The sequence below is a fragment of the Azospirillum sp. INR13 genome (assembly GCF_015390205.1).
Lineage (GTDB): Bacteria > Pseudomonadota > Alphaproteobacteria > Azospirillales > Azospirillaceae > Azospirillum.
Window position 1 is genome coordinate 40230 of the sequence record NZ_VUOI01000025.1, and the last position, 14771, is coordinate 55000.

At 66.6% G+C, this 14771-nt stretch carries 13 protein-coding genes, 1 tRNA gene, 2 rRNA genes and 5 pseudogenes (1 of these 21 only partly in view); 14 read left to right on the forward strand and 7 right to left on the reverse strand.

Going from position 1 to position 14771, the window contains the following annotated elements; translation table 11 throughout:
- Positions 1–36 precede the first annotated feature (36 nt).
- Positions 37–162: a type B 50S ribosomal protein L36 gene (gene ykgO, locus F1643_RS16765; protein ID WP_012973122.1), complete on the reverse strand. Its 126-nt coding sequence runs from the start codon at positions 160–162 to the stop codon at positions 37–39.
- Between the two features lie 664 nt (positions 163–826).
- Between ykgO and F1643_RS23615 the strand changes: the two genes are divergently transcribed.
- Entirely contained in the window at positions 827–1246 is a 420-nt protein-coding gene (locus F1643_RS23615; RefSeq protein WP_255542914.1) for a hypothetical protein, read from the forward strand.
- Positions 1138–1794, forward strand: coding sequence for a tripartite tricarboxylate transporter substrate binding protein (locus F1643_RS16770; protein ID WP_370540658.1), 657 nt, complete (start codon positions 1138–1140; stop codon positions 1792–1794). The genes F1643_RS23615 and F1643_RS16770 overlap by 109 nt, the downstream gene beginning before the upstream one ends.
- 282 nt (positions 1795–2076) lie before the next feature.
- Here F1643_RS16770 and F1643_RS25015 read toward each other — a convergent pair whose 3' ends face one another.
- Both F1643_RS25015 and F1643_RS25020 read right to left on the reverse strand, forming a co-directional pair.
- Positions 2077–2628, reverse strand: coding sequence for a tripartite tricarboxylate transporter substrate binding protein (locus F1643_RS25015; RefSeq protein ID WP_370540659.1), 552 nt, complete (start codon positions 2626–2628; stop codon positions 2077–2079).
- Positions 2583–3164, reverse strand: a complete 582-nt coding sequence (locus tag F1643_RS25020; RefSeq protein WP_370540652.1) for a tripartite tricarboxylate transporter substrate-binding protein — start codon at positions 3162–3164, stop codon at positions 2583–2585. The genes F1643_RS25015 and F1643_RS25020 overlap by 46 nt, the downstream gene beginning before the upstream one ends.
- Positions 3165–3459: 295 nt before the next feature.
- On the opposite strand from F1643_RS25020, the gene F1643_RS16780 reads away from it, so the two are divergent.
- The 12 genes and pseudogenes from F1643_RS16780 (at position 3460) to tyrS (ending at position 11299) form a co-directional block, all read left to right on the forward strand.
- On the forward strand, positions 3460–4128 hold the full coding sequence (locus tag F1643_RS16780; RefSeq protein ID WP_194914376.1) for a 4-carboxy-4-hydroxy-2-oxoadipate aldolase/oxaloacetate decarboxylase: 669 nt from the start codon (positions 3460–3462) through the stop codon (positions 4126–4128).
- 54 nt (positions 4129–4182) lie between these two features.
- A pseudogene (locus tag F1643_RS16785) lies at positions 4183–4949 on the forward strand (hydroxyacid dehydrogenase); the annotation flags it as partial.
- A gap of 27 nt (positions 4950–4976) precedes the next feature.
- Positions 4977–5108, forward strand: coding sequence for a hypothetical protein (locus tag F1643_RS23620; protein ID WP_255542922.1), 132 nt, complete (start codon positions 4977–4979; stop codon positions 5106–5108).
- Positions 5109–5251: 143 nt separating this feature from the next.
- A pseudogene (locus tag F1643_RS25025) lies at positions 5252–5530 on the forward strand (response regulator); the annotation flags it as partial.
- 226 nt (positions 5531–5756) lie between these two features.
- Positions 5757–5966, forward strand: a complete 210-nt coding sequence (locus F1643_RS25030; RefSeq protein WP_370540660.1) for a helix-turn-helix domain-containing protein — start codon at positions 5757–5759, stop codon at positions 5964–5966.
- Positions 5963–7384, forward strand: a complete 1422-nt coding sequence (locus F1643_RS16795) for an ATP-binding protein (RefSeq protein WP_194914377.1) — start codon at positions 5963–5965, stop codon at positions 7382–7384. Before F1643_RS25030 ends, F1643_RS16795 begins: the two co-directional genes overlap by 4 nt.
- Positions 7385–7447: 63 nt before the next feature.
- Positions 7448–7888, forward strand: coding sequence for a cytochrome b (locus F1643_RS16800; protein WP_206692535.1), 441 nt, complete (start codon positions 7448–7450; stop codon positions 7886–7888).
- Positions 7843–8013 carry a cytochrome b/b6 domain-containing protein gene (locus F1643_RS21790; protein ID WP_206692536.1) on the forward strand — a complete coding sequence of 57 codons (171 nt, stop codon included), beginning with the start codon at positions 7843–7845 and terminating at the stop codon, positions 8011–8013. Before F1643_RS16800 ends, F1643_RS21790 begins: the two co-directional genes overlap by 46 nt.
- A gap of 97 nt (positions 8014–8110) precedes the next feature.
- A pseudogene (gene radC / locus F1643_RS16805) lies at positions 8111–9021 on the forward strand (DNA repair protein RadC); the annotation flags it as partial.
- 299 nt (positions 9022–9320) lie between these two features.
- A pseudogene (locus tag F1643_RS23625) lies at positions 9321–9491 on the forward strand (DUF882 domain-containing protein); the annotation flags it as partial.
- A 109-nt stretch (positions 9492–9600) separates the two neighbouring features.
- Entirely contained in the window at positions 9601–9828 is a 228-nt protein-coding gene (locus F1643_RS23630) for a DUF882 domain-containing protein (RefSeq protein ID WP_255542921.1), read from the forward strand.
- Positions 9829–10046: 218 nt separating this feature from the next.
- Positions 10047–11299 (forward strand): annotated as a pseudogene (gene tyrS, locus F1643_RS16815) (tyrosine--tRNA ligase).
- 93 nt (positions 11300–11392) lie between these two features.
- Here the strand turns inward: tyrS and F1643_RS16820 are convergent.
- The 4 genes from F1643_RS16820 to F1643_RS16835 form a co-directional block, all read right to left on the reverse strand.
- Positions 11393–12268, reverse strand: coding sequence for an MBL fold metallo-hydrolase (locus tag F1643_RS16820; protein WP_255542915.1), 876 nt, complete (start codon positions 12266–12268; stop codon positions 11393–11395).
- A gap of 182 nt (positions 12269–12450) precedes the next feature.
- Positions 12451–12526, reverse strand: a tRNA-Met gene (locus F1643_RS16825).
- Positions 12527–12607: 81 nt separating this feature from the next.
- Positions 12608–12724, reverse strand: a 5S ribosomal RNA gene (gene rrf, locus F1643_RS16830).
- A gap of 142 nt (positions 12725–12866) precedes the next feature.
- Positions 12867–14771: ribosomal RNA gene (locus F1643_RS16835) — 23S ribosomal RNA — on the reverse strand; it runs 1285 nt beyond the window's last position.

The window sequence follows — 14771 nt, forward strand, 5'->3', positions numbered from 1 at the left end:
GCCCGGCCTCGCAGTCGATCGATCCTTGCGGATCGATCAGCCCTGGCGGGCCTTGAAACGGGGGTTCTGCTTGTTGATGACGTAGACGCGGCCCTTGCGGCGGATCACGCGGCAGGCCTTGTGGCGCGTCTTCATCGACTTCAGGGAGTTGACGATTTTCATGATGCTGTTCCTGAACGCTCGGCGGCTCGATTGAAGGCGCGCACCATAGTGCGGTGCCCACCGACTGTCAACGCCCGGGAATGCTCCGAAACGATGGCCGCCGCCGACCGCCTTTTGCGCCGCGCCCGCATGAGCGGAACGACAGAGGCGGGAGTCGGAAGACGCGACGCATATCTCCGAGACACGATACCCCGTTATGTTCTCCAATAAAGAGAGGATGCGCGGGCGATCCGGTAAATGGTATGGAAGATATACAACCGGGCGTTAGACGCCGCCGATGGGTGGTGAGCGGAAGACGACTGCCTGACAGGGATTCTCGACTTGCCCTACGCAAGCCGCTCCCAACAAAAATCACCCACCACTTGAGCCAATACACAGTATTTATTTGCAGGCCCACATCTCATTCACCAATCCTTCGCAATATTCTGCGGTGTATTGACGCGACGACGCGAAATCGTATGCTGCGGAGTTGAAGGCGTGTTCTTGCTGATGTAGGAACATCCTCAGATATTCAGCGGCATCTGGCCCGCCGCCGCGCACGATTACAGCCGATCCCGCCGGGATCGTGCCGATTCGTGCCGGACCGGACCGGACTCCGCCCCGTTCCGCGCATGGCATGCCGACTCCGGCCCGCCCTGCGCAGTGCATCATCGAAGGGGGGATCATGAAGTTCTGGAAGTCTCTGACTCTGGCGGCTGCGGCCGGTGCGATGTTCATGTCGGCCACGAACGCCCAGGCGGCCTATCCGGAGAAGCCGATCACGATGATCGTGGCCTTCGGCGCCGGCGGCGGCACCGATCTGCTGATTCGCGCCCTGGCGCCCTTCCTTGAGAAGCAGCTGGGCGACGGCTCCCGCGTCGAGGTGGTGAACAAGCCCGGCGCGGGCGGCGAGATCGGCTTCGCCGCCATCGCCGATTCGGCCCCGACGGCTACACCATCGGCGCCATCAACTCGCCCAACGTCAACGCCATCCCGATCGAACGCCAGGCCCGCTATTCGCTGGACCGGCTCGACCCGCTCTACAATCTGGTCGACGATCCCAGCTCCTTCGCGGTCCACAACGAAGGGCAGTTCAAGACGCTGACCGACGTGGTGACCTTCGCCAAGGCCAACCCCAACAGTGTGACGGTCGGCACCACCGGCATCGGCTCCGACGACCATCTGGCGATGCTGGTGTTCCAGCGCCAGGCCGGCGTGACCTTCACCCATGTGCCCTTCCAGGGCTCCGCCGCCAACGAAGCGGCGCTGGCCAACAAGAAGATCATGCTGAGCGCCGTGAACATCGGCGAGGCGATGCAGTACAAGCAGAAGGACCCGATCGCCGTCCTGGGCGTGATGGCCGATAAGAAGGTGGAGCAGGCTCCCGACGTCGCCACCTTCAAGGACCAGGGCTTCAACGCGCTGATGTCGTCGCTGCGCGGCATCGCCGCCCCGAAGGGGCTGCCGCCGGATGTCCGCACCAAGCTGGTCGACGCGCTGGACAAGGCCGCCAACGACCCGGGCTTCCAGGCCAAGGCGAAGGATCTGTACCAGCCGGTGCGCCTGCTGCCGCCGGAGAAGTATGCCGCCGAACTGGCCGAGTCGACCAAGGAACTGCGCGAGCTGTGGGCCACGAACCCCTGGCTGAAGTAAGACCTGCGCAAGGTTGACGCGAGAAGAAAGGGCGCCGGCGATCTGCCGGCGCCCTTTTCCATTCCAGCGTCAAAGCTTGCGTTTCTCGGCCGTCATCCCCGCGAAGGCGCTAGGGCGTTCACACAACTGAGAGCAATATTAAGGCTCTGGAATAAAGGGGACTTTGCGTCATCCCCGCGAAGGCGGGGATCCAGGATGCTCCGCATTGAAGCGGCTGAACCTGCTGGATTCCCGCCTTCGCGGGAATGACGGCCGAAACCCGTTCAAGGAAATCTCAGCCCCTCATTTCAGCCAGGGCGTCTCCTTCCACATGGTGCGGAAGGTCGCCTCCTGGACCTTCAGTTCCGCCGCATACTGGTCGGGGGGCAGCAGGCGCAGCGGTTGATAGGCCTTGCGGGCGATCTCCTGGAATTCCGGATGCAGGACGGCCTTGCCGATGGCATCCACCAGCTTGGCACGGATGTCCGGCGGCAGCCCGACAGGTGCGGCAAGACCGCGCAGCGACGCCATCTTCACGTCGAATCCCAGTTCCTTGAAGGACGGGACGTCCGTGGCCTGGGCCGACCTCTCCTCGGTCATCACGCCCAGGATGCGGATCGGGTCGCCTTCGCGCGCCCGCGCCGATTCGCCGATGTTCATCGAGGTCACCTGGATGTGCCGGCCCAGAAGCGCGCGGTGGGCGTCGGCACTGCCCGGGAAGGGCACATGGGTCAGCCGGCTCTGGGTCAGTCGCTGGAACATCAGCATGGCCAGATGGTCGTCCGATCCGATGCCGGTGGTGCCGACCGTCACACTGTTGGGGTTGGCCTTGGCGAAGGCGGCGACGTCGGCCAGCGTCTGGTAGGGGCTGTCCTTGTGGACGACGAAGGAACCGGGTCGTCGACCAGATTGTAGAGCGGGTCGAGCCGGTCCAGCGAAAAGCGGGCCTGACGCTCGATCGGAATCGTCACGACGTTGGGCGAGTTGATCAGCCCGATGGTGTAGCCGTCGGGGGCCGCGTCGGCGATGGCGGCGAAGCCGATCTCGCCGCCCGCGCCGGGACGGTTCATCACGATGACGCGGGTGCTGCCGCCCAATTCCTTCTCGATGAAGGGGGCGAGCGACCGGACGATGAAGTCGGATCCGCCGCCGGCCGCATAGCCGACGATCAGGGTGATCGGCTTCTCCGGATAGGCCGCCCAGGCCGCACCCGGCCCCGCCAGCCCGAAGGCCGCAGCCAGCGCGGAGGCGGCAATCCCGGCGGCACCGGCCAGCCGGGCGGCACGCCGCCGCAGTCCGCGCGAAAGGGCACCGAACCGCCCGGTTCCGAGCGGATCGGCGGCCGTTCCCGTCGATCCACCCCGCACGGCGGGACGCGCGTTCGTATCCATACATCGACTCCTTCGGTTCTCATCCGCTGAACAGCCGGGACCAACCCGGGATCGCCGACCAGGCGGATGCGGCATCTTTCAATTGCTTTTTATCGATCGTCAGACGCCAAGCCGGCGCCTTCTTGCGGCACGCCCATCGTAGAGGCGATTTTCCGCCGATCAACCACCGTTTCGATATTTTCAGCTACCTATAAATATTCTATTACTTGTCCATCTATCGAGCTTCACCCGCCATACGGCGCATCCGGGACGAATCCGTCCGTTCGCCGCTCATTCCCGAAAGGCTGTTCCCGGCATGACCGTTCACAAGGATTTCGTCCGCCCCGACGCCGCGACGGTGGAGGCTCTGCGCGCCCAATCCCCCGCCACCCTGCACGAGGCGATGGGCAAGAAGGGCGCCATGGGCCACCCGATCAAGCCGCTGTTCCCCGGCATGCGGCTGTGCGGGCCGGCGCTGACCGTATCCTGCGGGCCGACCGACAACCTGATGATCCACATCGCGGTGGCGCTGGCGAAGCCGGGGGACATCCTGGTCGTCGACTTCAAGGGCATGACCGACGCCGGCCCCTGGGGCGACGTGCTGACCGCGTCTGCCATCGCCCGCGGCCTGGGCGGACTGGTCATCGACGGCTGCGTGCGCGACGCGGTCGCCATCCGCGACATGGGCTTCCCCGTCTTCTGCCGCGGCACCAACATGAAGGGCACCAACAAGACCGACGCCAAGGGCGACATCAACACGACGATCGTCTGCGGCGGCGTGATGGTGTCGGCCGGCGACATCGTGGTCGCCGACGACGACGGCGTGGTGGTGGTGCCCCAGGCATTGGCCGCCGACACGCTGGAGAAGGCCGCCGCCCGCGAGGCCGCGGAAGAGGCCTACCGCCACAAGCTGGAAGCCGGCGAGACCACCATCGAGCTGCTGAACCTCAAGCCCTATCTCGACGCCGCCGGCATCACGCTCTGACCCTCCCTCTTGATCGAGCCTTCCGCCATGCCCGACATCATCATTTCCGAATTCATGCAGCCGAGCGCCGTCGACGATCTGCGCCGCGACTTCGACGTCCATTACGACGAGACGCTCTACAAGCGCCTGGACGAGCTGTATGCGATGGGCCAGGACGCCCGCGCCATCTGCATCCGCAACGAGACGGAGATCCGCGGCGCCTTCTTCGACGCCTTCCCCAAGCTGAAGGCGGTCGGCCGGCTGGGCGTCGGGCTGGACAACATCGACGTGCCGGCCTGCCGGGAGCGCGGCATCGCCGTCCTGCCCGCCACCGGCGCCAACGAGGTGTCGGTGGCGGAGCTGGCCATCGCCGGCCTGATGATGCTGGTGCGCGGCACCACCTATTTCGCCACGCCCGACGTGGCCGCCGGCAAATGGCCGCGCGGCCGGCTGATCGGGCGCGAGGTGTCGGGCAAGACGCTGGGCATCGTCGGCTTCGGCCGTATCGGCCGCCATGTCGCCCGCCGCGCCCAGGGGCTGGACATGACGGTGATCGCCGCCGACCCGCATGTGCCGGCCGACGATCCGGTCTGGGCCCGCATGGGCGTCGAGAAGGTGTCGTTCGACCGCATCTGGGACAGTGCCGACGCGCTGTCGCTCCACCTGCCCTACACGCCGGAGACCCACAATCTGGTCGGCGCCGAGGTGATCGCCCGGCTGAAGCCCGCACCATCCTGGTCAACGTCGCCCGCGGCGGCATCGTCGACGAGGCGGCGCTGGCCGCGGCGCTGAAGAGCGGCCATCTCGGCGGCGCCCTGCTGGACGTCTTCGCGACGGAACCGCTGCCGGCCGACAACCCGTTCCAGGGCGTGCCGAACCTGATCCTGACCCCGCACATCGGCGCCACCACCGACGAGGCGCGCGTCCGCACCGGCCACATGATCGCCGACAATGTCCGCGCCGTGCTGACCGGCACCATCCCGGACACCGCGATCGTCTGACCGCGTCCCGACGACGGAAACGGGCCTTTCCCCATCTGTGGGGAAAGGCCCGTTTTCTTGGCTCGGCTTGCGGCGGCGGCACAAAAGGCGGAGAGTCGCGGCAGGGCACCCCACCTCCCCACCGGTTCTTGAAGGCCCCCGCCTTGCGGCTGCTGCTGATCGAAGACAACCGCCGGCTCGCGTCCCTGACCGCGGAGGGGCTGCGCAAGGCCGGCTTCGCCGTCGACCCCGTCCACAGCGCGGAGGAGGCGTCGGCCGCCCTGGCGGTCGCCGGCTTCGACGCCGTGCTGCTCGACCTCGGCCTGCCCGATGCCGACGGGCTGACCCTGCTGTCCGCCCTGCGAGCGAAGGCCGACCCCACCCCGGTGCTGATCCTGACCGCCCGCGACGCGGTGGACGACCGGGTGCGAGGCCTCAACCTGGGGGCCGACGACTACCTGCTGAAGCCCTTCGCACTGGAAGAGCTGGTGGCGCGCATCCGCGCCCTGCTGCGCCGGCCGGGGGCGGCACTGGGGATGGTGCTGCAACTCGGGAACATCGCCCTCGATTCGACCGGCCGGCTGGCGACCGTCGGCGGCCGGCCGCTGGACCTCAGCCGGCGGGGAGCTGGACGCGCTGGAACTGCTGTTGCGCCGAGCCGGCCGCGTGGTGTCGAAGGCGGCGCTGGAGAACGGCCTCTACGGCTTCGGCGAGGAGGTCGGCTCCAACGCGGTGGAGGTGCTGATCCACCGGCTGCGCAAGCGCCTGCAGGCGGCGGGCGCCAGCGCCGGCGTCCAGACCCTGCGCGGCATCGGCTACATCCTGATCGAGGACCCGCCCGGAACCGATGGGGGCAGCGGCGTGGAAAGCGGCGGATGACCGGCAGGCAGCCGCCCTCCCTGATGGCCGCCATCGCGCGCTGGCTCGTTCTGGTCACGCTGCTGGCGGTCGCGACCACGGCGCTGCTGCTCTATGTCGAATTCAAGGACACCCACGACCGGATGCGCCAGCGCACCCTGTCCGGCGTCGCCCGCATGATCGAGAAGGCGGTGCGCGGACCGGACGACCGGCTCGTCACCGCCCTGCCCGACTCCGTCCGCGCGATGCTGCGGGTGAACGCCGCCTCCTTCGCCATCGTCGACGGGGACGGCCGGCTGCTCCTCGGCTCCGACGGGGTGTCGGGCCCGCTCGACCCGACCGGCTCCGACCGGTCTCACGCCGTCTTCCGGGTGCCGGCGCGCGACGGCGAACCGGCGCTCTACGGGCTGAGCCGCCGCATCGAGGTCGACGGCCGCCGCCTGTGGATCCAGGTGGTCTCCGGCGAGGAGGAGCTGCACATAGAGTGGCTGCTGGAGGAGTTCGTCGAGCATTTCGGCTGGATCTGGCTGCCCTTCGCCCTGGTTCTGATCCTGGTCAACCTCGTCATCATCCATCGCGGACTGCGGCCCCTGCGCCGGGCATCGGCCGGCGCCGCCGCGATCGGGCCGGACAGCGTGTCGGAGCGCCTGCCGGAAGAGGGCATGCCGCGCGAGGTCCTGCCGCTGGTCCGCGCGGTGAACCAGGCGCTGGACCGGCTGGAAGCCGGCTATCGGGCCCAGCGCAGCTTCATCGCCGACGCCGCGCACGAACTGCGCACGCCGCTGGCCGTCCTGGACGCGCATCTGGCGCTGATCGGCACGCCCGGTGCCCCGATCCGGGCGGATGTCGCCGGCATGACCCGGCTGGTGGACCAGCTGCTCGACCTCGCCCGGCTGGACGCCCTGCGGATCGCGCCGGGCGACACCGTCGACCTGACCGCGCTCGCAGTGGAGGTCGCGACCCACATCGCCCCGCTGGCCCTGGACAGGCGCCGTGGGATCGAGGTCGTCGGGCAGGAGGATCCCCTGCCGGTGCGCGGCGCCCACGACCCGCTGTTCCGCGCCCTGCGCAACCTCGTGGAGAATGCCGTCTGCCACGCCCCCGCCGACAGCACGGTCAGCATCGAGGTCGCGGTCTCCGCCACGGGCGAACCGCTGCTGCGGGTGATCGACCGCGGTCCCGGAATTCCGCCGGCCCTTCGGTCCCGCGTCTTCGAACGCTTCTGGCAGGGCGGCCGCGACCAGAGCACGGAGCGCACGGACTCCGGCGGCGCCGGGCTCGGGCTTTCCATCGTCGCGCGCACCATGGCCGCGCATGGCGGCAGCGTCGCCGTCGCCGACACGCCGGGCGGCGGCGGCACCTTCACCCTGCGCTTTCCCCTCCAGCTGCGGCGGACTGACGCAGAGACGGCCAAAGCCGACGCGGCGGGCGGGCTGTAAGCGGCACGTAAGCTTGGCGGTCTAGACCGGACGGCGACTCTCCCCTCCATCCGGAGCATCGCCATGACCGTCACCGCCTACAGTCCGGCCCAGAAATCCCTGCACTGGCTGATCTCCCTTCTCATCGTCGGCCTCTACCTGCTGACCTTCGGCGAGGAGTTCTACGAACGCGGACACCCGATGCGCGCCACGATCTGGTGGCTGCACATCTCCTTCGGCCTGCTTCTGCTCGGGCTGGTCCTGGCGCGGCTGGGGCTGCGCCTTGTCCGCGGCATCCCCGCATTGCCACCCACCATGACGCCGGCCGAGCGCGGCGCGTCCCATCTGGTTCATCTGGGGCTCTACGCCCTGATGCTGGCGGTCCCGCTGATCGGGGTGGCGCTGACCTGGCTGCGCGGCGATACGCTGACCTTCTTCGGCCTCTTCTCCATTCCGTCACGGTCGCCGCCGACCGCAATTTGGGCCGTTCGGTTAAGGAGATTCACGAACTTGCCGCCAACCTGATCCTCGCTTTGGCCGCGCTGCATATGGCCGCCGCGCTGTGGCACCATCTCGTCCGCCGCGATGGCGTTCTCGGCCGCATGCTGCCTGACCGGCAGGCCGACCGGAAAGCCGGCCTCGCCGACTGACCCGACCCGCCCCTCTCCAAACGCGCGAGCGGCACCCCTGTGCGCTCGCGCGCCGAGAGGCTATAGTCATCGCCATACATATGCATGGCGATGATCGATGGCAGAACGCAAGACGACGGGACGCAGCCGGAAGGCCGGAAACACGCGGAACGGAACGGAACTGGACGATGCAGGCATGACCGCCGGTCTCCTTCCCTTTCCCGGACTGCTGTCCTCGACCGCCGCTGCGGGCGTGGAGGTGGAGGGAGCCGGAGACACCCTCTTCCCCGGCGATGCGGCCGACGGGACCGCTTCCGGAACCGCGGGAGAAACCAGCGACGAGGCCGGCGGCGACGATCCTCACTACATCGACCATCGCGAGCGGCTTCGCCGCCGCTTCCTCGACCGCGGACCCGACGCGCTGGAGGATTACGAGTTGCTGGAGATGGTGCTGTTCGCCGTCAGTCCGCGGCGCGACGTGAAGCCGCTGGCCAAGCTGCTGATCCGGACCTTCGGCAACCTGTGGGGCGTGGTCAACGCACCGCCGGAACGGCTGCGCGGGTGAAGGCGGAGGGCGTGTCGCTCGGCACCGACAACGCCGTCGCCGCGGTCCGCATCGTCGGGGCCGCCGCCCTGCGCGCCCTGCAGCAGCGAGTGATCGACCGGCCGGTTCTGGCCTCCTGGCAGGCGCTGATCGACTATTGCTCCGCCGCCATGGCGCATGAGCCGACGGAGCAGTTCCGCCTGCTGTTCCTCGACCGCAAGAACACGCTGATCGCCGACGAGGTGCAGCAGCGCGGCACCATCGACCACACCCCGGTCTATCCGCGCGAGGTGGTGAAGCGGGCACTGGAACTGTCCGCAGCCGCCGTAATCCTGGTCCACAACCACCCCTCCGGCGATCCCACCCCCAGCCGGGCCGACATCGAGATGACCAAGGAGATCGTGCGCGCAGCCAACGCGATCGGGCTGATCGTCCACGACCATCTGGTGATCGGCAAGGGTGGGCGCCACACCAGCTTCAAGGCCAGCGCCTGCTGTGAGCGGCGGAGGCCCCCTGCTTTCCGCGCAGCCGGGCCATGCTCCGCCACTTTGCATTTGCGAATCGCTCTCCATTTTGTTGACGTGACGGTGCCCTGCTGAAAGACCTGCCCCCTCCATGTCCTCCTCGCCCCTCTCCCTGAAGCGCCGAAGCCTGCTGATCGGCTGCGGAGCGCTCGTCCTGATGTCGGACCGCGCACTGGCCGCGCCCGCGGCACCCCGCCGCCTCAAGCCTCAGGAACCAGCACACCGGCGAGACCTTCGAAGGGCCCTACCGCGACGCCTCCGGTCCGCTGCCCGACGCGATGGCCGACCTCTCCAAGCTGCTGCGCGACCACCGCGCCAACAAGGAGGGGCCGATCGACGTCGGCACGCTCGATTTCCTCGCCGACATCATGGAGGCGGTCGGGCAGAGCAAGGCGACCATCCTGTCGGCCTTCCGCACGCCGGAGACCAACGCGATGCTGGCCGCGCGCAGCCTGGGCGTGGCCGAGCACAGCCAGCATCTGCTGGGCGCGCGCTGGACATCACGCTCCCCTCGCGCCTGCCGATGCGCATCGCAGCGCGCTGGAGCTCAAGCGCGGCGGCGTCGGCTGGTATCCGCGCTCGCATTTCCTGCACATCGACACCGGGCCGCTGCGCAGCTGGGAGATGTTCGGGCAGAATCTGGACGGGCTGTTCGCCCCCGGAATCCGCGGCGCCCGCCCCCGCACCGTGTCCCAGCGGATGCAAGCTTCACCGCGCGCTCGCCCGCCGCCAGCTGCTCGGCAGGCGCTGAGCGGTTGGCAGCATTGACCTGTCGGGGGTGGATCTACCCGGCTACCCGGTGTAGGGAAGATCGCATGACCGACCGCATCGCCCTCACCGCTCCGATGTATTATCCGCCGCTCACATAGCGCGGCGTCGATCGGTCATACCCGAAACCATGCCGTCGCAAGTCCGGCGGCCATGGTCTTCTCCCCGACAGAGACAGTCTCCGGACGGCAACGGTCCATCCGCAAGAGACCTGTCCCATGTCTTTTCCCATGTCTTCCAAATCCAGTGCCGCCGATTTCCTGCACATCCTGCGCGAGCGCGGCTTCCTCCATCAGTGCAGCGACCCGGCCGACGACCTGTCGGCCTTGCCGGCGCCGCGCCGGGCGGCGTGCTGACCGCCTATGTCGGCTTCGACGCCACGGCGGCCAGCCTGCATGTCGGGCATCTGCTGTCGATCATGGCGCTGCGCTGGCTTCAGCGCACCGGCAACCGTCCCATCGTGCTGATCGGCGGCGGCACCACCAAGATCGGCGATCCCAGCTTCCGCGACACCACGCGGCCGATGCTGGACGACGCGCAGATCGCCACCAACTCCGCCGGGCTGCGCCGCGTCTTCGGCCAGTACATGACTTTCGGGACGGGCCGGCCGACGCGGTGATGGTGGACATGCCGGCTGGCTGGACGGGCTGGATTACGTGCCCTTCCTGCGCGACGTCGGCCGCCATTTCACCATCAACCGCATGCTGAGCTTCGACTCCGTGCGCCAGCGGATGGAGCGCGAGCAGCCGCTGACCTTCCTGGAGTTCAACTACATGATCCTCCAGGCCTATGATTTCCTGGAGCTGTCGCGGCGGCACGGCTGCCTGCTGCAGATGGGCGGGTCGGACCAGTGGGGCAACATCGTCAACGGCATCGAGCTGGCCCGCCGGGTGGAGCGGCGCGAGCTGTTCGGCCTGACCACGCGCTGCTGACCACCGCCTCGGGCACCAAGATGGGCAAGACCGCCGGCGGCGCGGTGTGGCTGAACGCCGATGCGCGCAGCCCCTTCGACTTCTGGCAGTTCTGGCGCAACACCGAGGATGCCGACGTCGGCCGTTTCCTGCGCCTGTTCACCGAACTGCCGCTGGACGAGATCGCCCGGCTGGAGGCGGCTGCAGGGGTCCCGAGATCAACGAGGCGAAAATCGTCCTGGCGACCGAGGCCACCCGCCTGTGCCACGGGGCGGCAGAGGCCGAAAAGGCGGCTGCGGCTGCCGGCTCCCCCTTCGCAGCGGACGGCGACGGCCTGCCGGAGATCGCCTGCAGCGCGAGGGGGCCGATGGCGTGCCGCTGGTCGACGCGCTGGTGGCGGCCGGCCTGTGCGCCTCGAAAGGCGCGGCGCGCCGCCTGATCCGCGAGGGCGGCGCCCGGCTGGACGGCGAACGGTGACCGACGAGGCGGCGGCGCTCACGGCCACCGCCGTCCTGTCGGCCGGCCGCAAGCGCCATGTCCGCCTGATCCTGACGCCCTGATGAGGCCAGTGGCGTCAGCCCTCCAGCTGGCGCCACATCTCCAGGTCGCGCTCGGCGGTCCAGATGCGGGGATCGGGATACTGCGTCGCCTCGTCATAGGCGCGGGTGACGTTGAAGGGCATGCAGTGGTCGAAGATCACCCAATGGCCGAACTTCGGCTTCAGCGCGGTGTAGGTGTCCTTGTAGATCGCCCGCAGATCCTTGCCGGCGGCGACGCCCTGCTTCACCAGTTCGAACAGTTCGCTGGTGAAGGCGCGGGTGCCGCGCAGCCCCTCCTCCACCTGTTCCGGCGTGGTCAGGGCGGCGCCGCGGCCGGGCACCAGCTTTTTCCGGCTTCAGCGCGGCGATGGCGTCGAGCGTCGGCCGGCCAATGGGTTGAAATAAGCGTCGCCGCAATAGGGGGTGGCGCCGTATTCGACGAGGTCGCCGGAGAACAGGAATCTTCTGCTGCGGGAGCCACACCACGGTGTCGCCCTTGCTGTGGCCACGGCCGAGTTGCAGCAACTGCACCTCCAGCGAGCCCAGCCACATCGTCATCCGGCCGCGGAAGGTGATGGTCGGCCAGGTGAGGCCGGGGACCGATTCGACGGCACGGAACAGGCGAGGGAAGCGGCCGATCTCGCTCGCCATGTCGGCTTCGCCGCGCTCGACGATCAGGTCGCGGGTGTCCTCGCTGGCGATGATCTGCTCCGGCGCATAGCCGGACGCGCCCAGCACGCGCACCGCATGGTAATGCGACAGCACGACATGGCGGATCGGCTTGTCGGTGACCTCGCGGATGCGGCGGATGACATCCTGCGCCATCACCGGCGTAGCCTGCGTGTCGATCACCATCACCGCATCGTCGCCGATGACGATGCCGGTGTTGGGATCGCCTTCCGCCGTATAGGCATAGGCGTTGTCGGACAGCCGGTCGAAGCTGACCGCCTTTTCCTCCAGGTCGGCATGCGAGGCAAAGTTCTTGGACATCCCGTTTCTCCCAAGGCACGGCCTCCGCCGAAGCATCGTCCCGATAGGCCGCATTGATCGGTTTGCCCAACCATATCGTTTCACTTGAAACCATGCAACGCGTTTGCTGCTACCGAGGCGTCCGGGTCGAAGACAGCAAAAAGCCCGCCGAGCGCAAGCTCGGCGGGCCTTTTTTGTAGATTTGGTTGCGGGGCAGGATTTGAACCTGCGGCCTTCAGGTTATGAGCCTGACGAGCTACCGGGCTGCTCCACCCCGCGGATGTCTCTCATATAGGGTGATGGATGTCGTGACGATGCCGGCGATTTGTGCTTCGGTTTGACGTCTCTTGAGCCTGAGTGACCTGGCGGCGACCTACTCTCCCACGTCTTAAGACGCAAGTACCATTGGCGCGGAGGCTTTTCACGGCCGAGTTCGGGATGGGATCGGGTGTTTGACACCTCGCCATGACCACCAGGTCACCAAGGCTCAAGACCGACGCTGTTCCGAAGCGTATCGCTGTTCAGTGCAAGTGATTGAGGAGTATCGAACCGGCGGCGTTGCGTCAAGCAGGGCCTTTCCAAGCAGGCTTGCTGCTGCGCATGGCGCGGTTTGTGGGGTGAGATCAAGCCGATCGAGCGATTAGTAAGGCTTAGCTTCAGGCATTGCTGCCCGTCCACATGCCTCCTATCGACGTGATGGTCTGTCACGGCTCTCAAGGGAGCTCTGGTTTAGAGGTGGGTTTCCCGCTTAGATGCTTTCAGCGGTTATCCCGTCCATACTTAGCTACCCGGCCATGCCACTGGCGTGACAACCGGTGCACCAGAGGTATGTCCATCCCGGTCCTCTCGTACTAGGGACAGATCCTCGCAAAACTCCGACACCCACGGCAGATAGGGACCGAACTGTCTCACGACGTTCTAAACCCAGCTCACGTACCACTTTAATCGGCGAACAGCCGAACCCTTGGGACCTGCTCCAGCCCCAGGATGTGATGAGCCGACATCGAGGTGCCAAACGACTCCGTCGATATGGACTCTTGGGAGTCATCAGCCTGTTATCCCCGGCGTACCTTTTATCCGTTGAGCGATGGCCCGTCCACGTGGAGCCACCGGATCACTATGGCCGACTTTCGTCTCTGCTCGACTTGTCAGTCTTGCAGTCAGGCGGGCTTATGCCATTGCACTCGACGAGCGATTTCCGACCGCTCTGAGCCCACCATCGCGCGCCTCCGTTACACTTTGGGAGGCGACCGCCCCAGTCAAACTACCCGCCATGCAGGGTCCCGGACCCGGATCACGGGCCACGGTTAGATGCCAGAGACTTCAAGGGTGGTATTTCAAGGTTGGCTCCACCCGGGCTGGCGCCCGGGCTTCCAAGCCTCCCACCTATCCTACACATGAAGTCCCTAGCACCACTGCAAAGCTGTAGTAAAGGTGCACGGGGTCTTTCCGTCTGACCGCGGGAACTCCGCATCTTCACGGAGAGTTCAATTTCGCTGAGTTGGTGTTGGAGACAGCGGGGAAGTCGTTACGCCATTCGTGCAGGTCGGAACTTACCCGACAAGGAATTTCGCTACCTTAGGACCGTTATAGTTACGGCCGCCGTTTACCGGGGCTTCAATTCAAGGCTTGCACCTCTCCTCTTAACCTTCCGGCACCGGGCAGGCGTCAGACCCTATACGTCGCCTTGTGTGGCTTCGCAGAGCCCTGTGTTTTTAGTAAACAGTCGCTACCCCCTGGTCTGTGCCCCCCACAGGTGGTTGCCCACCCATAGGGCCCTCTTCTTCCGAAGTTACGAGGGCAATTTGCCGAGTTCCTTCAACACCATTCTCTCAAGCGCCTGGGTATACTCTACCAGTCCACCTGTGTCGGTTTGGGGTACGGTCTATACGGCGGGGCTGTTTCCTGGAACCGGTCCACAGCATGTCCAATCCGATAAGGACATACACGCTTTCCGATCCGTCACCTCCGCCAGGCCCACGACTATTAACGTGGTTCCCATCGACTACGCCTTTCGGCCTCGCCTTAGGGGCCGGCTCACCCTGCGTGGATTAACCTTGCGCAGGAACCCTTGGACTTTCGGCGACAGTGTTTCTCACACTGTTTGTCGCTACTCATGTCAGCATTCTCACTTCCGATACCTCCAGGCGGCCTCACGGACACCCTTCGCAGGCTTACGGAACGCTCCGCTACCACTCAGAGGACAGATGCCAGACGGCAGACGTCAGTGGCGTTCAGCTTTGCCCAGACCCTGGAGCATGCGGGCGACTTCCTGGAAGCCGTCACGCCATGCCTGCCAAGTTTCCTGGTCCACATAGCCGAGGTCCAGGCAATAGCGGCACCACAGCCTCATCTCGTCGGCTGACGAGATCGCCATGTGCAGGTATCGCCGGAACTCTGTTTTCGACCACTGTTGTCTTGAAAAGCCTTCAACCAGGTTTGCGCACACCGATTTGGAGGCCCGCCGCATCTGGTCGGCGAGCGCTCCCTGCTCGATGGCAGGAAACCCAAGGCTTTTCTGGTG

What these genes read in the sequence shown, in the direction of transcription:
- ykgO (WP_012973122.1), bottom strand. Translation starts at nt 162, where the DNA reads ATGAAAATCGTCAACTCCCTGAAGTCGATGAAGACGCGCCACAAGGCC.
- F1643_RS23615 (WP_255542914.1), top strand. Translation starts at nt 827, where the DNA reads ATGAAGTTCTGGAAGTCTCTGACTCTGGCGGCTGCGGCCGGTGCGATG.
- F1643_RS25020 (WP_370540652.1), bottom strand. Translation starts at nt 3,164, where the DNA reads ATGGATACGAACGCGCGTCCCGCCGTGCGGGGTGGATCGACGGGAACG.
- F1643_RS16780 (WP_194914376.1), top strand. Translation starts at nt 3,460, where the DNA reads ATGACCGTTCACAAGGATTTCGTCCGCCCCGACGCCGCGACGGTGGAG.
- F1643_RS16795 (WP_194914377.1), top strand. Translation starts at nt 5,963, where the DNA reads ATGACCGGCAGGCAGCCGCCCTCCCTGATGGCCGCCATCGCGCGCTGG.
- F1643_RS16800 (WP_206692535.1), top strand. Translation starts at nt 7,448, where the DNA reads ATGACCGTCACCGCCTACAGTCCGGCCCAGAAATCCCTGCACTGGCTG.
- F1643_RS16820 (WP_255542915.1), bottom strand. Translation starts at nt 12,268, where the DNA reads ATGTCCAAGAACTTTGCCTCGCATGCCGACCTGGAGGAAAAGGCGGTC.